Origin of the sequence: Candidatus Brevundimonas colombiensis, assembly GCA_029202665.1 — a bacterium.
Classification (GTDB): Bacteria; Pseudomonadota; Alphaproteobacteria; order Caulobacterales; family Caulobacteraceae; genus Brevundimonas; species Brevundimonas colombiensis.
Genome location: CP119326.1, coordinates 2,215,168 through 2,233,197 on the forward strand (window position 1 = coordinate 2,215,168; position 18,030 = coordinate 2,233,197).

Below are 18,030 nucleotides of genomic sequence, written 5' to 3' on the forward strand. Positions count from 1 at the left end.
CTTCGTCATAGCGTCACGCCACCAAACAGAAGGCGGGGCTCTGGGCTATGGTGGATTCGGATGGCGTGGCCGAGGCGCTGCCAGGCGATCAGCGTGCCGGGGATGCGTCCCAGGCGCTGACCGCCATCCTGCAGACGCAGTACCTGCGCTATATGATCATCGCCTCCTGGGCCGTGGGGCTGCTGGGCACGGTGGGTTGGTGGCAGGCCGCCCTCTGGTTCGGGGTGACGCTGGCGGCCGGATCGCTGCGCGGCCTGGTGGAGAGACGACTGAGCCACCGCGTGGACGCCGGCTGGGGCATGGTGTTTCCCATCGTGGCGACGGCCACGACCGGCGCCTGGGCGATCGCGCCCTTGCTGGCCTGGTTTTCCCCGTCGGATTTCGGCCGTCCCCTGGCGCTGGCGCTGATCATTTCCGGCTATGTGCTGGTCTTTGCGCAACTGCGCAGCTCGCCGCGTCAGGCCCTGATCATTTCCTCGCCCTATGGCGCGGCGGCGGCGGTCATTCTCGGCAGTCTTTGGGGCAGCCACGAATTCTGGTCCATGCTGGCTGTATTGCCGTTCACGGCCGCGGGCCTGTTCGTCCTGGTCACGATGACGTTGCTCCGCGAAGAGCGGATTCGGGTGTCCCAATCCCGCCAGGCGCATCTGATCGCGGAGCTGGAGGCCGCACGCGACAAGGCCAACGCCGCCAATGACGCCAAATCCAACTTCCTCGGCGTGATCTCGCACGAGCTGCGCACGCCGATGAACGGGGTGCTGGGCGCCGCCCAACTGCTGGGCTCCACGCGGCTGGAGACGACCCAGCGGGAATATCTGTCGATCATCCGCAACTCGGGCGACAATCTGCTGTCGCTGCTGAACGACATCCTCGACATGACCAAGATCGAGGCGGGCAAGATGAATTTCGAGGTCGTGGATGTCGTCCTCGACAGCCTGCACAAACGCATCACCGGCCCGTTCGAAGCCCAGGCCGAGGCCAAGGGGCTGGAGTTCGTCTCCACCTTCGAGGGCGAGATGCCGACGGTGGTGCGCGGCGACCCCTTGCGCGTCTGCCAGGTGGTGCAGAACCTGTTGTCCAACGCCGTCAAGTTCACCGAGGCCGGGCGCATCCACTACATCGTGCGCGCGCACCGGATTTCAGACCAGCGCGTGCGCTTCCAGTTCGTGGTCCAGGACAGCGGGGCGGGGATCGCCTCGGCCGACCTGGAGCGGCTGTTCCTGCCGTTCACCCAGGTCGACAGTTCCTCCACCCGCCGGTTCGGCGGCACGGGCCTGGGCCTGACCATCGCGCGCCGCATGGCCAACATCATGGGCGGCGACATCACCGTCACCTCCAAACTGGCCGAAGGCTCGCGCTTCACCCTGGAGATCGAAGCCGAGGTGGTGGAATGGGCCAAACCGGCGCCGGCCGAAGAAGTCCATGCCGAGATCGAGGGCGGGGAATCGCTGAGGGTGCTGGTGGTCGAGGACCATCCGGTCAACCGCATGATCCTGGAGGCGTGGATGAGTTCGGCCAATCATGTCGCCGTCACCGCCGAAAACGGACAGATCGCCGTCGACAGCGCCGCCGCCCAGCCGTTCGACCTGATCATCATGGACGTCAACATGCCGGTGATGGACGGATTGAGCGCGACGCGCCTGATCCGTGACGGCGGCGGTCTGAACGCCGAGACGCCCATCGTCGTGCTGTCCGCCTCGGCGCGGTCGGAGGATCACGAGGCGGGTCTGAACGCCGGGGCCGACGCCTATCTGAACAAGCCGATCGACTTCAGCGCGCTGGCCCTCCTGATGGGGCGGGTCGGCGGAGGACGCGAGGCCGTCGCGCAGGCGTTCGAACCGCCGTCGGAGACCTCGGCCGCCGCCTGAGGGCCGCCGAATTGCGGCCGGGACATGGCCGCTTCATGAACCCCGCCCGAACGACGCGGTTCAGACTGGCCTCAGGCCGCAGCCTCCATAAGGGCGAGACGTCGAAACGTTTCGGCCGCAGATGGAGACACGACCATGAGAAAGACCCTCACCGCCGCGATCGCTGCAGTCATGGCCGCCGGCGCCCTGGGCGCTGCGGGCGCGTCCTCGGCCCAGCCGATGCCGCCGCATGGCCCCCATGGCCCGCCCGGGCCCCACGGACCGGGCGCGTACGGCCCGCGTGGCCCTGGCCCGCACGGCCCCGGCCCGCACGATTTCCGTCGCGAGCAAAGGCATGAGCGCCGCGACTTCCGCCACGAGCAGCGCCGCGAACGCCACGCCTATCGCGAGGAGCAGCGCGCCTACGCCCGCTGGCAGCAGGCGCAGCGCCGGTATTACGCCCCCCGCTATGAGCCGCCGCGTGGCTATGCGGTTCGGACGTGGAGCTATGGTCAGCGGATGCCGTCCTACTATCGCACCAGCGACTATGTGGTCCGGGACTATGACCGCTATGGCCTGCGTCCGCCGCCCCAGGGCTACAACTATGTCCGCAGCGGCAACGACGTCGTGCTGGCGGCCGTGGCGGGCGGTCTGATCACCGCCGTGATCGCCGGTCTGTTCAACTGATCGTTCGCAAGGCTGGTTTGCGCCCTGGAGGGAAACCTCCGGGGCGTTTTTCGTTCTGGACGGACGGCGACGGTTGGCGCGCCTGAACAGGGATGCAAATGCGCGCCTTCGCAGAGCTTCTGGATCGTCTGTCCCTGACCGCGTCGCGCAACGCCAAACTGGTGCTGGTTCGCGACTATCTGCGGGCGACGCCGGACCCGGACCGGGGGTGGGCCCTGGCCGCCCTGACGGGCGATCTGACGTTCGACGCCGCCAAGCCGGCCATGATCCGCAAGGCGGTGGAGGGGCGGGTGGACAGCGTGCTGTTCGGCTGGTCCTACGACTATGTGGGCGATCTGGCCGAGACGGTGGCCCTGATCTGGCCGGTGACGCCCGACCGCCGCCCAAACCGAGAGCCGGATCTGGCCGAGGTCGTGGAGGCCCTGAGGACCGCCAGCCGGACCGAGGTGCGGGGCCTGCTGGAAAACTGGCTGGATGCGCTGGAGCCAAAGGGACGGTGGGCGCTGCTGAAGCTGATGACCGGGGCCTTGCGGGTCGGCCTGTCCGCGCGGCTGGCCAAGACCGCGGCGGCGATGATGCGCCCCGACGTCGCGCCCGCCCCGCCGTCGCCGGACGGGCAGGAGGGAGAGACGGCGCTGGAGACGCTGGACGCCTCGGCCATCGAGGAGGTCTGGCACGCGGTGGAGCCGCCCTACGCCGATCTGTTCGCCTGGCTGGAAGGGCGCGCCGAACGCCCCAGCCCCGACGCGCCGGGCCGGTTCCGTCCCGTCATGCTGGCCGTGGCCATAGACGAGGCCGTGGACCTGCCGAAACTGTCGCCGACCGACTACGCCGCCGAATGGAAGTGGGACGGCATCCGCGTCCAGGCCGTGCTGGAGGGCGAGGTGCGAAAGCTGTATTCCCGCACGGGGGACGAGATTTCCGCCGCCTTTCCCGACGTCATGGACGCGCTGGCGTTCGAGGGCGCGATCGACGGCGAACTGATCGTCTGGCGCGACGGGGCGGTGGCGCCGTTCGGCGACCTGCAGCAGCGGCTGAACCGCAAGACCGTCGACGCCAAGGCGATGCAGGCCTTTCCGGCGGCGGTGGTGGCCTATGACCTGCTGGCCCAGGATGGCGAAGACATCCGAAGCCTGCCGTTGCGCCAGCGCCGCGCGCGGCTGGAGGCGCTGGCAGCCGACCATGCGGGGGACCGGCTGCATCTGTCGCCCCTGGTCGACTATGCCGACTGGGACCAGTTGGCGCGGCTGAGGGCCGATCCGCCGGTCGGGGCGGCGGCCGAGGGGCTGATGCTGAAACGCTGGGACAGTCCCTATCTGGCGGGACGGCCCAAGGGGCCGTGGTTCAAATGGAAGCGCGATCCGCACGTCATCGACGCGGTGCTGATGTACGCCCAGCGCGGGCACGGCAAACGCTCCAGCTTCTATTCCGACTACACCTTCGGCGTCTGGACCGGGGAGGGGGCGCTGACTCCGGTGGGCAAGGCCTATTTCGGCTTCACCGACGAGGAGTTGAAGCAACTGGACAAGTTCGTGCGCGACCACACGATCGACCGCTTCGGCCCCGTGCGATCGGTGCGGGCCGAGCGGGATTTCGGCCTGGTGCTGGAGATCGCCTTCGAGGGGCTGAACCGCTCGACCCGGCACAAGTCGGGGGTGGCGATGCGGTTTCCGCGCGTCAGCCGTATCCGCTGGGACAAGCCCGCCCGTGAGGCCGACACGCTGGACAATGTGATGGACCTGCTGGACGCCATCGAAAGCGGCGGCGGACGCATCGCCAAGGCATGAAAACGGGCTTTGAGGGCTTCCAATCGTGGCGTCAGGCGTTAGACCCGACCCATGTCTTCGCCCATGCCTCTTGACGTCGCTTCCCTGGACCAGGCGGTCGCCGCCGGCCGCAAGGCCATCGCCGTGGATGCGGTGATGCTGACCAAGCTGACCGATCTGGCGGGCCAGTTCGCCGTCAATCTGACCATCGCCATCCTGATCTTCGTCGCGACCCTGTTCGCGGCGAAATGGGCGTCCAGCGCGGCGCGCAAGGCGCTGTCGCGGGTGCGCGGTTTCCGGCACGATCCGACGGTCCTCAGCTTCGCCGTGCAGGTGGTGCGGGTGGTGGTCACGGTCATCGGCATGATCGCCGTACTGCAGCGGCTGGGCGTGCAGACGACGTCGATCATTGCGGTCCTGGGCGCGGCGTCGCTGGCGGTCGGCCTGGCGTTGCAGGGCACCCTGTCGAACGTGGCGTCCGGGATCATGCTGCTGGTGCTGCGGCCATATCGCGTCGGCGACGTGGTGGACGTGGGCGGCATGTCGGGCACGGTTCAGCGGCTGGACCTGTTCACGACCCAGCTGTCGAACGCCAACAACCACAAGATCGTCATTCCGAACTCCAAGGTCCTGAGCGATTCCCTGACCAATCTGACCGGCCAGCAGACACGCCGGATCGAGATCAAATTCACCGTCGGCTATGGCGACGACCTGAACCGGGCCCGCCAGGTGCTGGCGGACGTGGCCGAGGCGCACGACAAGGTGCTGCATGATCCCAGGCCCTGGACGGGCGTGACCGCGCTGCTGGACAGTTCGGTGCAGGTCACCCTGCATGCCTGGGTGAAGGTCGGCGACTGGTGGCAGACCCAGGCCGACCTGATGCAGGGCGGCAAGGAGGCGCTGGACGACGCCGGCATCGAAATCCCGTTCCCGCATCAGGTCGCCGTGCCCTATGGCGACGCCGATCACGACCCGATCGACGCGCCGGTCGCGCGCAAGGCCGGCTGATGCGCTACGACTTCGGGTCCGACAATACGGCGGGCATGGCTTTGAGCGCCATCGAGGGGCTGGTGCGCGCCAACAAGGGGTTTGCCAGGGCCTATGGCGCCGACGACGTCACCGCGCGCGCCGCCGATCAGATCCGCCAGCGGCTGGATGCGGACGCCGAGGTGCGGTTCGTGTTCAGCGGCACGGCCGCCAACGCCATCGCCCTGTCCATGCTGGCCCAGCCCTATGAGGCGGTGCTGGCGCATCATGCGGCCCACATCTGCACCGACGAGACGGGAGCGCCGGGCTTCTTCGGCCACGGTCTGGGCCTGATCGGCCTGCCGGGCTTTTCGGGCAAGATCGACCCGCTGGCCCTGCAGGCGCAGCTGGCCGAGGCCGAGGTCGGTCATCGCCAGCCGCCCGCAGCCCTGTCCCTGACCCAGGCGACGGAATATGGCGCGGTCTATACCGAGGAAGAACTGCGCCACCTGATCGAGCCGGTGAAGGCGCTGGGCTATCGCGTGCATATGGACGGCGCGCGACTGGCCAATGCGGCGGCGGCCGGATTCGACCTGAAGGACATTCCCCGCCTGGGGGTGGACGTGCTGGTGTTCGGCGGAGCCAAGGCCGGGGCCAATTGCGCCGAGGCCATCGTGCTGTTCGACAAGACCCTGGCCCGACGGCTGGACAATCGGTTGAAACAGGCCGGTCAGACGGCGTCCAAGACCCGGCTGCTGTCCGGCCCGATGCTGGGCCTGCTGGAAAGCGGCGACTGGGAGGCGGGCGCCGCCCACGCCAATCTGATGGCGCAGCGGCTGGCGGCGGGGATCGCCACGCGGTCCTCCTTCGTCCTGGCCCACCCGGTCGAGGCCAACGCCGTCTTCGTGCGGATGTCGCCAGAGGCGCACGCCCGTCTGAACACCCTGGGCTGGGCCTGTTATCCGTTCGACGACGGATCGGTGCGGTTCGTCTGTTCCTGGGCCACGCCGTCGGCGGCGGTGGACGACCTGATCGAAACGATCGCCGGCCTGGATTGACCCGATAATCCCCTGTCGCGCGCCAGCGTGGCCTTTCCCCGGTCGCAATGGCTTTCCATATGCGGCCCATGACGATGCGTGGTGAGCGCTCAGGCGGCCGGCGCGACCCGATGGTCAAGGCGCAGCAGGCCGGGAGCATGGATGACAAGACGGACGGACCGACGACGCTGACGGCGCTTGCGGACCTGGCGCGGCTGGTGGGGCGTTCCGGCGCGCCTCAGCTACGGCTGCGGCTGATCTCGGCCATCGCCCTGACGCTGGCGGGCAAGGGGCTGGGCGTTCTGGCGCCCCTGGTGCTGGGCGCTGCGGTCAATCGGTTGGCGGCGGGGCAGGGGGCGGCGGCGGCCGTCGGCTGGGGCTTCGCGGCCTTCGCGGTCGGATGGGCCCTGGTGCGGCTGCTGTCTGCGGTGTCGCCCCTGGCGTCGGACGTGGTGTTCGCCCCCGTGCGCGCCGCCGCCCAGCGCGCCACGGCGGCCGAGGCCTTCGCCCATGCGCTCAGCCTGTCGCTGGACTTCCACCAGACCAAACGGTCGGGCGCCCTGTCGCGGACCATGGATCGCGGCTCGCGGGCGGTGGACTTCCTGCTGCGCATCCTGGCCTTCAACCTGGTTCCCACCGGGGTCGAGCTGGTGCTGGCGGCGGCCGTTCTGGGCGGCAAATACGACTGGCGCTTCGCCGCCGTCGCCGTGGCGGTGGTGGTCGTCTACACCATCGCCACCTTCGCCATGTCCAACTGGCGGCTGGAGCATCGGCGCATCATGAACGCCGCCGATTCCGAGGCCGCCGGCGTCTCGGTCGACGCCCTGTTGAACTATGAGACCGTCAAGTCGTTCGGGGCCGAGACCCGCGCGGCCCAGACCTATGAACGGGCGCTGGGCGACTATGCCGCGGCGTCGCTGAAGGCCAACAGTTCGCTGGCCATGCTGAACGGGATGCAGGCCCTTGTCATGAACCTGGGGCTGGGCGTCATGGCGGTGATGGCCGGGTTCGAGGCGGCGGCCGGACGGATGGGGCCGGGGGATGTGACCGCCGCCGTCCTGATCATGATTTCGCTGTATGCGCCGCTGAACATCCTGGGCTTCGCCTATCGGGAAATCCGCCAGTCCTTCATCGACATGGAGGAGATGCTGAAGGTGACGCGCCAGACGCCGCAGGTGGCGGATGCGAGGGACGCCGTCGCCCTGCCGCGCCCGGTCGATGCGCGCGGCGCCGCGGTGCGATTCGAACACGTCGGGTTCCGCCACGACGCCCGCGCCAACGGTTTGGAGGATGTCAGCTTCTTCGCCGCGCCCGGCACCACCACCGCTCTGGTCGGCCCGTCAGGGGCCGGCAAATCCACCATCGTCAAACTGGCCCTGCGCCTTCTGGACCCGCAGGAGGGGCGGGTGCTGATCGACGGTCATGACGCGCGTCAGGTGACCCAGGCGTCGCTGCGCGCGGCGGTCGCCCTGGTGCCGCAGGACGTGGCCCTGTTCAACGATACGCTGGCGGCCAATATCGCCTTCGCCCGTCCCGACGCCGACGAGGCGCAGGTCTGGGCGGCGGCCGAGGCGGCGGAGTTGGCCGGCTTCATCCGGGGCCTGCCCGAGGGAATGCAGACCAAGGTCGGGGAACGCGGACTGAAACTGTCGGGCGGCGAACGTCAGCGCGTCGGCATCGCCCGCGCCCTGCTGGCCGATCCCTGCATCCTGATCCTGGACGAGGCGACCAGCGCCCTGGACAGCCGCACCGAGGCGGCGATCCAGAAGACATTGCGCAAGGCCCGCAACGGCCGCACGACCCTGGTGGTCGCGCACCGACTGTCCACCGTGGCGGACGCCGATCAGATTCTGGTGCTGAAGGCCGGGCGGGTCGTCGAACGCGGCGCCCACCATGAGCTGGTGGCGCGTCAGGGCGGGGAATACGCCGCCCTGTGGAAGAAGCAGACCCGCGCCGGAAAGGCCGCTCAGCCCGCCGACTGATCCGCAGGGGGCAGCTTGCGGCGCAGGACCTCGTGCAGATTGGTCAGGATGGCCGTGCGGGCCCGAGCCTCTTCGGGCGGCAGGGACAGCAGCACCTTCATGGCCTGGGCGTGGACGGTGGCGATGCGCCAGTCGAAGCCGCCCTGGCGCGGCGCGGCGTCCAGCAGGTCGCACAGCCCCTTGGCCGCCGTGCACAGGTCGTCCATCGAAAAGGGACTGGCCGCGTCGATGATCTGGTTGGAGGCCGAATAGGCCGCGTCCAGCCGCAGCGGTTCGATCTGGTCGGGATCGGGCCGGGCCAGCAGGACGGCGATGTTCTGGGTGATGATATCGCGCGCCTGCCCCTGCAGGGCGTCCAGGTTGGATTTGGCCTGGGCCAGGGCCATGCCGACGCTGATGCCGCCGGGACGATCCATCATTTCCGACAGGCGAGAGCGCTTCTGGTTGTGGGTGATGACGGTCATAGAGCCACCCTCTCTATCGCGGTCTTGCGGCGCAACATGTCCGCGCGACGTTCGACGCCGTCGTAATCGACATGGCGGAAGCGGCGATCCGGCCCCAGATAGTCGCCCACCTCCAGGAAGGGCCGGGTGTCGCGCGCCACCCACAGGATCCGCTCCAGCAGCAGCGCCGGACTGAAGGGTTTGGTGACGACGAAGTTGGCGCCGCAGTCGCGCGCCTCAGCCACCCGACCGCGCCGGATGTGGCTGGCGGTCATGATGACGGGAATGAAGGCGTTGGGATTGGGGCCGGATCGACGCAGCCAGCGGATCAGTTCGAACCCGTCGATGTCGGGCATGTCGGTGTCGAGGACCAGAAGATCGACGCTCTTTTCAGCCAGCAGCCGCTTGGCCTCGGCGCCGCTGCCGATGGCGAAGCTGGGCCGGATGCCGAAACCGGCCAGGGCGTTGGCCGTCAGCGTCAGCGAGAAGGGCGAATCATCGACGACCATCGTCACCGCGCCCGCCAGGTTGAAGACGGCGCTGTCGCGCAGGGCCTCGCCGCCGCTCACGCCGCCTGACCCTGCATCGAAACCGCCGTCTTGATCATGGCTGGTCGCGCGCCCCGTAACCGCTGTGAGTAGGGCGTCAGCCTGTCAGACGATGATGGACGCTGCGTTAACGCTGGCGCTTGGCGCTCTACAAGGCGCCGATGGCGTAGAAACGGTCGGCGCGCTGCTTCCTGATCTGCTGGGGCGACAGGCCGGCGAAGCCGCGCAGCTCCTCGGCCAGGACGTCGCCGACCCTGGCGATGGCGGCCGTGCGGTCGGTGTGGGCGCCGCCGGTCGGCTCCTCGATCAGCCGGTCCACGATCTTGAGCTGGATCAGGTCGGGGCCGGTGATCTTCATCGCCATGGCCGCGTCCCTGGCCCGCGCGCCGTCGCGCCACAGGATGCCGGCCGCGCCCTCGGGCGAGATGACCGAATAGATCGAATGCTCCAGCATCAGCACGCGGCTGGCCGCCGCGATGGCGATGGCGCCGCCCGAACCGCCTTCGCCCGTGATGGTGGCGATGGAGGGCACGCCCAGCGTCAGGCAGCGCTCGGTCGAGCGGGCGATGGCCTCGGCCTGGCCGCGCTCCTCGGCGCCCAGGCCCGGATAGGCCCCGGCGGTGTCGATGAAGCTGAGCACCGGCAGGCCGAACTGCTCGGCCATGTCCATCAGGCGCACGGCCTTGCGGTATCCCTCGGGCCGCGCCATGCCGAAGTTGTGGGTGATGCGGGTCGCGGTGTCATGACCCTTTTCGTGGCCCATGATGACCACCGGCCGGCCGCGAAAACGCGCCAGACCGCCCAGGATGGCCTGGTCGTCGCCGAACTGACGGTCGCCGTGCAGTTCGTTCCAGTCGGTGAACAGCCCCTCGACGTAATCGATGAAGTGCGGCCGCTGCGGATGGCGCGCGACCTGGGTCTTCATCCAGGGGTCTAGACCGGCGTAGGTCTTCCTGCGCATCTGATCGGCCTTCTTGCGAAGGGCCTCGATCTCGCTGTCGAAGTCGCCCGAGGTGTCGGACAGCAGCGACAGTTCCTCGATCTTGGCTTCCAGATCGGCGATCGGCTTTTCGAAGTCGAGATAGTGCGTGGCCATCAAGGCGTCCGGGAACTGCAAACGGGCGAAAGCGCCCCTGGGGGAAGGCGGGCGAAACTAGAGAGGTCGACGCCGCCGGGCAAGCGACGGTTCAGAAGGCCTTGGGCAAACCGGCCTGTTTGAGGATTTCATTGGCCGTGATCCGCATGGGTTTGGAGGGTACGGTGACTTGGCGACCTGCTGTATTACGCCACTTTTCGTGACTGCCTTTGTCGCCTGGAACACGCTCGAAGCCGGCGTCTCTAAGGCGACGCGTCAGGTCACGGTAGTAGTCCTGAACCATCAATCCGCACCCAGAAGTCGAACCCGGAACCGATTCTCGCGCGGTCTGAAACGCCGCACCATCACAGGTCAGGCTGCAACCAGATCAAGTTGCCGAGAGGCCTCGAAGCGAATGGCGACGGGTTCGTGGATATCCAGATTGGAGGCGAGAAGTTCGGGCGCGAAGTGCCGGATGAGATCTTCGAACTCTTCCAACGTGTCGGTTTGAAGAACGAGGCCGGGAATGTCGGACTCGCTGTACCAGACGCTGGCCTCAGCGTCCCAGATCGCCCTGACATAGAATGAGTGCGCCATGGCCTGAATATGCGCCGTCAGTCCTCGCGCGCCAAGGGGTGGTTTTGGTGGACGACCTGGGCCAGGCGGTCTGTGGCGACGTGGGTGTAGATCTGGGTCGTGGCGATGTCGGCGTGGCCCAGAAGGGTCTGGACGATGCGAAGGTCCGCTCCGCCTTCCAGCAGGTGGGTGGCGAAGGCGTGGCGCAGGACGTGGGGGCTGACGCGGGCAGGATCGATGCCCGCCGTGATCGCGGCCTCGTCCAGCAGTTGGGCGAAGCGGCGCGGGGTCAGGTGGCCGGTGCGGCCGAACGAGGGGAACAGCCAGGGGCTGTCGGGCGCGTCGGGCGTTCGCGCCTTGCGCCTGGCGTCGCGGGCGGCTAGCCAGGCCTTGATCGCCTCGCGGGCGGCGGTGTTCAGGGGGGCCAGCCGTTCCTTGCCGCCCTTGCCGCGCACGATCAGATAGGCCGGATCGCGACGCACCGCCTCGACCTTGAGGCCCAGCAGTTCGGACACCCGCAGCCCTGAGGCGTAGGCCATCTCCACCAGGGCGACCAGACGCAGGCCCGCCGTCGCGTCGCGCGCGGCCGCCGCGGTCAGCAGGGCGTCGATTTCGGCGCGGGTCAGGACCTTGGGCAGGGAGCGACCCTGTTTGGGCGCGTCGAGGCGGCGTGACGGATCGTCGAGGCGCCAGCCCTCGGCCAGGGCGAAACGGTAGAACTGGCGCGAGGAGGATCGTCGGCGCGCGGCGGTGGCGGCCGACAGACCGCGCCGCGACAGGTCGGCGAACCAGGTCTCGACGGCCTCGGCGTCCGCGCCCATCAGGCCCCCGGCGTCCGAAAGGGCGGTCTCGGCGTCGGCCAGATCGCGGCCATAGGCCGACAGGGTGTGGGGCGAGGCGTCGCGCTCGACCGCCATCATCTCCAGAAAGGCCTCGATCTGGGGCGTCATCGCACGATCCGCGCGCCGAACGGATGGCGCAAGGTCTGGCTTGGTGTAGAGGTTTCAGGGATCATGCCTGCCCGCGCCTTCGCCTTCGTCGTTCCGTTTACCGCCCGTTCCGCCGGAGCCGCCGGATGAGGCGGCGCGCGAATCCGGGACCGAGCCGCACCATAGCCCTGGTCGGCCTGATGGGGGTGGGCAAATCGTCGGTGGGGCGACGTCTGGCCAACCGGCTGAAGCTGCCCTTCGCGGACGGGGACGTCGAGATCGAAGAGGCGGCCGGGATGACGGTGTCGGAAATCTTCGCCGCCCTGGGCGAGGAGGAGTTTCGGGCCGGGGAGGCGCGGGTAATCCGCCGCCTGCTGGAAGGACCGCCGATCGTCCTGGCCACCGGCGGCGGGGCGATGATGAACCCCGAGACGCGGGCGCTGCTGAAGGAGCGCGCCGACACCATCTGGCTGAGGGCCGATCTGGCCGTGATCGCCGAGCGGGTGGCGCGACGCGACACCCGGCCCCTGTTGCGCGGCAAGGACCCGTTGGAGGTGCTGACGACCTTGGCCGAGGTCCGCTATCCCATCTATGGCGAAGCGGACGTGACGGTCGATGTGGGCCACGGCTCGCACGGCCAGGCGGTCGACGCCATCCACAAGAACCTGCGCCGGCACTGGCGCAACCGAAAGCGTGCGGAGACCCGGACATGACCACCCTTCCCGTGAGCGGCGGCGCCTTCGCCGCCTATGACGTCGTGGTTGGACGCGGCCTGCTGGCCCAGGCGGGCGCGCAGATCGCGCCGCTGGCGAAGGGGCGCACGGTGATCGTCACGGACGAGACGGTGGCGGCCATCCACGGCGCGGCCCTGGCCGGATCGCTGGCGGCGGCGGGCGTGAGGACCGAGATGGTCGCCGTGCCGGCGGGTGAGGGGTCCAAGTCGTTCGTCCAGTTGGAGCGGGTGCTGGACCGGCTGCTGGAGATCGGGCTGGACCGCAAGGACGTGGTGGTGGCGCTGGGCGGCGGGGTCGTGGGCGATCTGGCCGGTCTGGCGGCGGCGCTCTATATGCGCGGCATCGACTTCGTTCAGGTCCCCACGACCCTGCTGGCCCAGGTGGATTCGTCCGTGGGCGGCAAGACGGCCATCGACACGCCGCGCGGCAAGAACCTGGTCGGCGCCTTCCACCAGCCGCGTCTGGTGCTGGCCGATATCGATGTGCTGGCCACCCTGCCGGAGCGTCAGGTGCGCTCGGGCTGGGCCGAGGTGCTGAAGCACGGACTGATCTGCGACGCCGCCTTCTTCGACTGGCTGGCGGGCGAAGGGGCGGCGGGCGCGCGGGGCGATCCGGCGGCGCTGGAGCGGGCCGTGATCCGCTCGGTCGAGATCAAGAGCGCGGTGGTCGGCGAGGACGAGAAGGAGGCGGGGCGGCGCGCCCTGCTGAACCTGGGCCACACCTTCGGTCATGCGGTGGAGACCGAGGTCGGTTTCGACGAGGACGCCCTGGCGCACGGCGAGGCGGTGGCGCTGGGCTGCTGTATGGCGTTCCGCTATTCGGCGGCAGAGGGGCTGTGTTCGACTGAGGATGTGGCGCGGGTCGAGACGGTGGTCGCGGCGGCGGGCCTGCCGACGCGGCTGGACCAGGCGGGAACATTCGCGGCGGATCGGCTGCTGGCCCTCATGGCGGGCGACAAGAAGGCCGAGGGCGGGGCGCTGACCCTGATCCTGACGCACGGGATCGGCCGGGCCTTCGTGGCCAAGGGCGTTGATGCGGCCAGGGTGCGGCGCTTCCTGATCGAGGAAGGCGCGACGGCGTGATGCAGATCGGCGCCGGGCCGCTGGAGGATCGGTTCGTGCGGCTGGAGCCGTTCGACGACGCTCTGCGGGCCGAGGTGAGGGCGGCCCTGGATTGCGACCCTGACGCCTGGGCGATCATGGTGGCGCCCGCCTGGGGCGAGCATTTCGACGGCTGGTGGGCGGCGGCGCTGGCGGCGATGCGGGCGGGGACACGGATCGCCTATGCGGTGCGGCAGCGGTCGGACGGGTCGGTAATCGGCACGACCAGCCTGTACGAGATCAATCCCGCCCATCGCCGTTGCGAGATCGGCTCCACCTTCTATCGGCCCGAGGCGCGGGGCGGGGCGATCAATCCGGCGTGCAAGCGACTGTTGCTGGCTCATGCCTTCGAGGCCGGGGCGGTGCGGGTCGAGATCATCACCGACGCCGTCAACACCCAGAGCCAGGCCGCCATCCTGAAGCTGGGCGCCAAGCCTGAAGGGGTACTGAGGAAGCACAAGACCACCTGGACCGGCCGGGCGCGCGACACCGCCATCTTCGCCGTCATCGACGACGACTGGCCCGCGGTCCGTGAAGGGCTGGATCGGCGGCTGGCGGCGTTCGGCTAGGTCCTTCCAACGCGTCATTCCGGGGCTGAGCAAAGCGAAGAACCCGGAACCCAGGGGCCCCGTCAGCTTCGCTCTAAAGGCGATAGACGCCGGTTACGCGTTCCTGGCTTTCGGGTTCGTCCTTCGGACGTCCCGGAATGACGTTCGAGACTGAATGTCGATTGGACCTAGGCGCCCATTTCTCCAACCAGCGTCGCCACCAGGTCGGCGGCGGGCAGGGGGCGGGCCAGGGGCGCGCCCTGACCGGCCCACTGGGCGCCGAAGCCGAACTCGCCGACGGCCTTGGCGGCGGTGTTCAGGGCCTTTCCGGCGTCATAGGCGACCGGATAATCGGGCGGAACGGCGGCGGCCGTCGCGCCCCATTCGGTGAAGCGATTGGCCAGACAGCGGGCGGGGCGGCCTGAGATAGCGCGGGTCATGACGGTGTGGAAGGCGGCCTCGCCGGTCAGGGCGGCGCGATAGGCGTCATCGGCCGCGCTCTCGGGGCAGGCGACGAAGGCGGTGCCCATCTGGACTGCAATGGCGCCCAGATCCAGGGCCGCGCGCACGCCGCGCCCGTCCATGACGCCGCCCGAGGCGATGACCGGCAGGCCCGCGCGGACGACCAGAAGGCGGGTCAGGGCCGCCATGCCCAGGCGGCTGTCCTCGGCCTCGGGATCGAACAGGCCGCGATGGCCGCCGGCCTCCCACCCCTGGGCCACCACGGCGTCGACCCCGGCCGCCTTGCAGGCCAGGGCCTCGTCCAGCGAAGTCGCGCTGGCCAGCAGCAGGCAGCCGGCCGCCTTCAGGGCGCGGATGCGGGCCGCGTCGGGCAGGCCGAAATGGAAGCTGACCACAGCAGGCGCATCGGCCAGCAGCCGGGCCAACAGGACGTCGTCATCGGCGAAGCTGCGATAGATCACGCCCAGACGGGTCGGCGGCGCGGCGCCCACCGCCGCGAACTGGGGCGTCAGGGCGTCAAGCCAGGCCGCCTCCCTGGCCGGGTCGCGGCGGGGCGCGGCGTGAACGAACAGATTGACGTTGAAAGGACGTTCGGTGAGGGCGCGGGTCTCGGCGATCATCCGGGCGGCCCCGTTCGCATCGACGGCGCCGACGGCGATGGAGCCCAGGGCGCCGGCGTCGGACACGGCCGCCGCCATCCGGGGCGTGGAGACGCCCGCCATCGGGGCCTGGATGATGGGGACGGACAGTCCGAGGCGGTCGATCAGCGACATGGCCTGGAGTTGGGCGCCGAGGGCGCGCGTCGCAACCGGCTCAGTCGACCGCGCGGCAGTCGGTCGGCTGGCGACCCTCGACCGACCAGGTGGCCAGCACGCCCTTGCCGCGCAGCTCGACATTGGAGGCCCGATACCAGATGCCGTCGGCGGCCCGCTCCTGATACAGGTCCACGGCCTCGCCTGACGAGTTGCGGACGGTGGCCATCTGGCGCGGATTGTCGAAATCGACCGACAGACGCTCGCCGTTGTCGCACAGATAGACGGTGTGGACGACGCGGTTCAGGGTGCGGTCCTGGATTTCGGCGCCGGTGCGCTGGCGGGCGGTCTGGGCCTCGATGGCGCGTTCCTTGACCTCGTCGCCGGTGCGGGGCGCCTTGTCGGGGTCGGGACCGCAGGCCGTGAGCAGAGCCAGTGCGGCGAGGCCGCTGAACACGATCGACTGCGGCAGATCCGGCTTGAACAACGCGATTTCCTCCAGCGGCGCCGCTTGGCGCGGCGTTCTAACGTGCGCCGTTTGCCGCCGTTCCCCTCCGTTGACGGAAGAAGGACTTGAGCAGGCTGGACGCCTCATCCGCCAGAAGGCCTGAGTCTGTCGTCGGACGCCAGTGGCATGTGGGTTGTTGGAACAGACGCGGACCGTGGATGACGGCGCCGCCCTTGGGATCGTCCGCCGCCCAGACGACGCGGCCGATGCGGGCGTGGCTGATGGCGCCCGCGCACATGGCGCACGGCTCCAGCGTCACATACAGGGTCAGGTCCGTCAGGCGATAGTTGCCCAGCGCCGTCGCGGCCCGCCGCATCGCCACGATCTCGGCGTGGGCCGTCGGGTCGTGGGCGCCGATCGGGCCGTTGGCGCCCGTCGCGATCACGTCTCCGGTGGTCGGATCGACAAGAATTGCGCCCACCGGCACCTCTCCTGCGTCCGCCGCCGCTTGCGCTAGGTCCAGCGCCATGCGCATGAACCGCTCATCATGGTCCGCCATACAGACGACAACGACAAGAAGCCCCGCGCCCGTCAAGACGAACGGTCGCCCCGGCCCTTTAAATCCTCCGGTCCCCGCAAGAGCGGCGACGGGACGAAATCATTCGGCGACAAGCCACGCAGCCCTCGCGACGACGGCGCCAAACGGTTTGGCGACAAGCCCGACAGGCCCCGCAGCGACCGGCCCCGCAGCGATAAGCCCCGCTCCGACGGGCCGCGCACCGACAGAGGCGGCAAGGACGCCAAGTCCAAGACGCCGGAGACGCCCCTGCGCGCCGAGCGAATCGCCAAGACCATGGCCCGCGCCGGCATCGCCTCGCGCCGCGAGGTCGAACGGCTGATCGGCCTGGGCAAGGTGGCGGTGAACGGCCGCATCCTGGACACGCCCGCGACCCTGGTGACGCGCGATGACGTGATCACTGTGGACGGCAAGCCCATCGGCGGGGCGCAGGCGACGCGCGTCTGGCGCTATCACAAGCCCGCCGGCCTCTTGACCAGCCACAGCGACCCGACCGGTCGCCCGACGGTGTTCGACGCCCTGCCGGCCGGTCTGCCGCGCGTGATCTCGGTCGGACGGCTCGACCTGGCCACCGAAGGCCTGCTGCTGCTGACCAACGACGGTGAGCTGAGCCGGGCGCTGGAGCTGCCCTCGACCTCGCTGGTGCGTCAGTATCGGGCCCGGGCCCGGGGCAAGATCACCCAGGCCCAGTTGGACGCCTTGAAGGAAGGCGTGGTCGTGGACGGCGTGTCCTATGGCCCCATCGAGGCGACGCTGGACAAGGCCAAGGAAAGCAAGTCCGAGGACGGCAAGGCCCCGGCCAACCTGTGGATCTCGGTCTCGATCACCGAGGGCAAGAACCGCGAGGTTCGTAAGGTGCTGGAGTCGGTCGGCCTGACGGTCAACCGCCTGATCCGCCTGGCCTATGGACCTTTCCGCCTGGACGTCCTGCCTATCGGGGCGGTCGAGGAGGTCGGGCCGCGCGTGATCCGCGAACTGCTGGCCGACTACATCCGACCCGAGAACCTGCCGACCGGCAATACGGTCGAGACGCCCGCGCCCATCCCCGGCCGCCGGGTCTCCACCCCTATCGTCAAGGGGCGCTCGGGATCGGCCATGTCCGACCCGTCGAGGAAGCCCAGCCGCGTCCGCGCCGCCGAAACCGCCCAGGCGGATGCGGTCGAACGCCGCGAGCGGCCGCCCAAGAAGGAAGGCTGGGCCAAGGCGGCCCCGAAGTTCGAACACGCCAAGACCTTCAAGCCGCGCGAACGCACCGCCCCCGCCGGCGACCGCCCGTCGCGTGAGGACGGCGATCGGCCCAAGCGCGCCTTCAAACCGCGCGACGACCAGTTCATCGACGACCGCAGGACGTCCCCCGGCGGCAAGCCGGGCGGTCATAAGCCCGGTGGTCGCGCCGGACCGGGGCCCCGTGCGGGCGGCGTAGGGACCGGCGGTCGGGACTTCAAACCCCGTAGTGGTCCAGGCGGGGGCGGCAAGCCCGCGGGCCCGTCGGGAACGAGCGGTCGCGCGCCGGGCGGCAAGCCGCGCACCCCGCGCTAGGTCGTCGGCGAGGA

Annotated in this window: 19 protein-coding genes; 10 read left to right on the forward strand and 9 right to left on the reverse strand. The window is 69.5% G+C overall.

The annotated features are described in order from the left end of the window. Nucleotides 1–47: 47 nt before the first annotated feature. The 6 genes from P0Y50_10775 to P0Y50_10800 all read left to right on the forward strand — a co-directional run bounded on the left by P0Y50_10775 (nucleotide 48) and on the right by P0Y50_10800 (nucleotide 8,285). Nucleotides 48–1,868: an ATP-binding protein gene (locus P0Y50_10775; GenBank protein WEK39030.1), complete on the forward strand. Its 1,821-nt coding sequence runs from the start codon at nucleotides 48–50 to the stop codon at nucleotides 1,866–1,868. Between the two features lie 135 nt (nucleotides 1,869–2,003). Next, on the forward strand, nucleotides 2,004–2,534 hold the full coding sequence (locus tag P0Y50_10780; protein ID WEK39031.1) for an RcnB family protein: 531 nt from the start codon (nucleotides 2,004–2,006) through the stop codon (nucleotides 2,532–2,534). Between the two features lie 98 nt (nucleotides 2,535–2,632). Then, the gene (locus P0Y50_10785) at nucleotides 2,633–4,321 is read left to right on the forward strand and encodes a cisplatin damage response ATP-dependent DNA ligase (protein WEK39032.1); all 1,689 of its coding nucleotides are present in this window, start codon (nucleotides 2,633–2,635) and stop codon (nucleotides 4,319–4,321) included. Nucleotides 4,322–4,384: 63 nt separating this feature from the next. Further along, on the forward strand, nucleotides 4,385–5,308 hold the full coding sequence (locus P0Y50_10790) for a mechanosensitive ion channel family protein (protein ID WEK39033.1): 924 nt from the start codon (nucleotides 4,385–4,387) through the stop codon (nucleotides 5,306–5,308). Then, complete coding sequence (locus P0Y50_10795) at nucleotides 5,308–6,324, forward strand: beta-eliminating lyase-related protein (GenBank protein ID WEK39034.1); 1,017 nt, start codon at nucleotides 5,308–5,310, stop codon at nucleotides 6,322–6,324. Before P0Y50_10790 ends, P0Y50_10795 begins: the two co-directional genes overlap by 1 nt. A gap of 137 nt (nucleotides 6,325–6,461) precedes the next feature. Then, nucleotides 6,462–8,285 (forward strand): ABC transporter ATP-binding protein/permease, encoded by a 1,824-nt coding sequence (locus tag P0Y50_10800; GenBank protein ID WEK39035.1) that lies wholly within the window; start codon nucleotides 6,462–6,464, stop codon nucleotides 8,283–8,285. Here the strand turns inward: P0Y50_10800 and P0Y50_10805 are convergent. From P0Y50_10805 to P0Y50_10830, 6 genes are all read right to left on the reverse strand, one after another. Beyond that, the gene (locus P0Y50_10805) at nucleotides 8,270–8,749 is read right to left on the reverse strand and encodes a chemotaxis protein CheE (protein WEK39036.1); all 480 of its coding nucleotides are present in this window, start codon (nucleotides 8,747–8,749) and stop codon (nucleotides 8,270–8,272) included. The two genes, P0Y50_10800 and P0Y50_10805, sit on opposite strands and share 16 nt — an antisense overlap. Beyond that, entirely contained in the window at nucleotides 8,746–9,297 is a 552-nt protein-coding gene (locus P0Y50_10810) for a response regulator (GenBank protein WEK39037.1), read from the reverse strand. Before P0Y50_10810 ends, P0Y50_10805 begins: the two co-directional genes overlap by 4 nt. Before the next feature lie 127 nt (nucleotides 9,298–9,424). Further along, the gene (locus P0Y50_10815; protein ID WEK39038.1) at nucleotides 9,425–10,372 is read right to left on the reverse strand and encodes an acetyl-CoA carboxylase carboxyltransferase subunit alpha; all 948 of its coding nucleotides are present in this window, start codon (nucleotides 10,370–10,372) and stop codon (nucleotides 9,425–9,427) included. Nucleotides 10,373–10,463: 91 nt separating this feature from the next. Beyond that, on the reverse strand, nucleotides 10,464–10,655 hold the full coding sequence (locus tag P0Y50_10820) for a type II toxin-antitoxin system HicA family toxin (GenBank protein WEK39039.1): 192 nt from the start codon (nucleotides 10,653–10,655) through the stop codon (nucleotides 10,464–10,466). Between the two features lie 68 nt (nucleotides 10,656–10,723). Then, entirely contained in the window at nucleotides 10,724–10,948 is a 225-nt protein-coding gene (locus tag P0Y50_10825; protein ID WEK39040.1) for a DUF1902 domain-containing protein, read from the reverse strand. 17 nt (nucleotides 10,949–10,965) lie between these two features. Then, on the reverse strand, nucleotides 10,966–11,877 hold the full coding sequence (locus tag P0Y50_10830) for a site-specific tyrosine recombinase XerD (GenBank protein WEK39041.1): 912 nt from the start codon (nucleotides 11,875–11,877) through the stop codon (nucleotides 10,966–10,968). Between the two features lie 125 nt (nucleotides 11,878–12,002). Here P0Y50_10830 and P0Y50_10835 point away from each other — a divergent pair, with 125 nt between their 5' ends. From P0Y50_10835 to P0Y50_10845, 3 genes are read left to right on the forward strand one after another with little or no spacing between them, the layout of a single operon-like run. Continuing rightward, the gene (locus P0Y50_10835) at nucleotides 12,003–12,569 is read left to right on the forward strand and encodes a shikimate kinase (protein ID WEK39042.1); all 567 of its coding nucleotides are present in this window, start codon (nucleotides 12,003–12,005) and stop codon (nucleotides 12,567–12,569) included. Then, a complete protein-coding gene (gene aroB, locus P0Y50_10840; protein WEK39043.1) occupies nucleotides 12,566–13,672 on the forward strand; it encodes a 3-dehydroquinate synthase in 1,107 nt (368 codons plus the stop codon). The genes P0Y50_10835 and aroB overlap by 4 nt, the downstream gene beginning before the upstream one ends. Then, nucleotides 13,672–14,259 carry a GNAT family protein gene (locus P0Y50_10845; GenBank protein ID WEK41564.1) on the forward strand — a complete coding sequence of 196 codons (588 nt, stop codon included), beginning with the start codon at nucleotides 13,672–13,674 and terminating at the stop codon, nucleotides 14,257–14,259. The genes aroB and P0Y50_10845 overlap by 1 nt, the downstream gene beginning before the upstream one ends. Before the next feature lie 167 nt (nucleotides 14,260–14,426). Here P0Y50_10845 and P0Y50_10850 read toward each other — a convergent pair whose 3' ends face one another. From P0Y50_10850 to tadA, 3 genes are read right to left on the reverse strand one after another with little or no spacing between them, the layout of a single operon-like run. After that, nucleotides 14,427–15,473 (reverse strand): nitronate monooxygenase, encoded by a 1,047-nt coding sequence (locus P0Y50_10850; GenBank protein WEK39044.1) that lies wholly within the window; start codon nucleotides 15,471–15,473, stop codon nucleotides 14,427–14,429. Between the two features lie 40 nt (nucleotides 15,474–15,513). After that, complete coding sequence (locus P0Y50_10855) at nucleotides 15,514–15,939, reverse strand: MliC family protein (GenBank protein WEK39045.1); 426 nt, start codon at nucleotides 15,937–15,939, stop codon at nucleotides 15,514–15,516. 37 nt (nucleotides 15,940–15,976) lie between these two features. Beyond that, entirely contained in the window at nucleotides 15,977–16,459 is a 483-nt protein-coding gene (gene tadA / locus P0Y50_10860; protein ID WEK39046.1) for a tRNA adenosine(34) deaminase TadA, read from the reverse strand. Between tadA and P0Y50_10865 the strand changes: the two genes are divergently transcribed. Then, a complete protein-coding gene (locus P0Y50_10865) occupies nucleotides 16,448–18,016 on the forward strand; it encodes a pseudouridine synthase (protein ID WEK39047.1) in 1,569 nt (522 codons plus the stop codon). The genes tadA and P0Y50_10865 overlap by 12 nt on opposite strands. Nucleotides 18,017–18,030: the final 14 nt, after the last annotated feature.

What these genes read in the sequence shown, in the direction of transcription:
- P0Y50_10775 (WEK39030.1), top strand. Translation starts at nt 48, where the DNA reads ATGGTGGATTCGGATGGCGTGGCCGAGGCGCTGCCAGGCGATCAGCGT.
- P0Y50_10780 (WEK39031.1), top strand. Translation starts at nt 2,004, where the DNA reads ATGAGAAAGACCCTCACCGCCGCGATCGCTGCAGTCATGGCCGCCGGC.
- P0Y50_10785 (WEK39032.1), top strand. Translation starts at nt 2,633, where the DNA reads ATGCGCGCCTTCGCAGAGCTTCTGGATCGTCTGTCCCTGACCGCGTCG.
- P0Y50_10790 (WEK39033.1), top strand. Translation starts at nt 4,385, where the DNA reads ATGCCTCTTGACGTCGCTTCCCTGGACCAGGCGGTCGCCGCCGGCCGC.
- P0Y50_10795 (WEK39034.1), top strand. Translation starts at nt 5,308, where the DNA reads ATGCGCTACGACTTCGGGTCCGACAATACGGCGGGCATGGCTTTGAGC.
- P0Y50_10800 (WEK39035.1), top strand. Translation starts at nt 6,462, where the DNA reads ATGGATGACAAGACGGACGGACCGACGACGCTGACGGCGCTTGCGGAC.
- P0Y50_10805 (WEK39036.1), bottom strand. Translation starts at nt 8,749, where the DNA reads ATGACCGTCATCACCCACAACCAGAAGCGCTCTCGCCTGTCGGAAATG.
- P0Y50_10815 (WEK39038.1), bottom strand. Translation starts at nt 10,372, where the DNA reads ATGGCCACGCACTATCTCGACTTCGAAAAGCCGATCGCCGATCTGGAA.
- P0Y50_10820 (WEK39039.1), bottom strand. Translation starts at nt 10,655, where the DNA reads ATGGTTCAGGACTACTACCGTGACCTGACGCGTCGCCTTAGAGACGCC.
- P0Y50_10825 (WEK39040.1), bottom strand. Translation starts at nt 10,948, where the DNA reads ATGGCGCACTCATTCTATGTCAGGGCGATCTGGGACGCTGAGGCCAGC.
- P0Y50_10830 (WEK39041.1), bottom strand. Translation starts at nt 11,877, where the DNA reads ATGACGCCCCAGATCGAGGCCTTTCTGGAGATGATGGCGGTCGAGCGC.
- P0Y50_10835 (WEK39042.1), top strand. Translation starts at nt 12,003, where the DNA reads ATGAGGCGGCGCGCGAATCCGGGACCGAGCCGCACCATAGCCCTGGTC.
- aroB (WEK39043.1), top strand. Translation starts at nt 12,566, where the DNA reads ATGACCACCCTTCCCGTGAGCGGCGGCGCCTTCGCCGCCTATGACGTC.
- P0Y50_10845 (WEK41564.1), top strand. Translation starts at nt 13,672, where the DNA reads ATGCAGATCGGCGCCGGGCCGCTGGAGGATCGGTTCGTGCGGCTGGAG.
- P0Y50_10850 (WEK39044.1), bottom strand. Translation starts at nt 15,473, where the DNA reads ATGTCGCTGATCGACCGCCTCGGACTGTCCGTCCCCATCATCCAGGCC.
- P0Y50_10865 (WEK39047.1), top strand. Translation starts at nt 16,448, where the DNA reads ATGGTCCGCCATACAGACGACAACGACAAGAAGCCCCGCGCCCGTCAA.
- tadA (WEK39046.1), bottom strand. Translation starts at nt 16,459, where the DNA reads ATGGCGGACCATGATGAGCGGTTCATGCGCATGGCGCTGGACCTAGCG.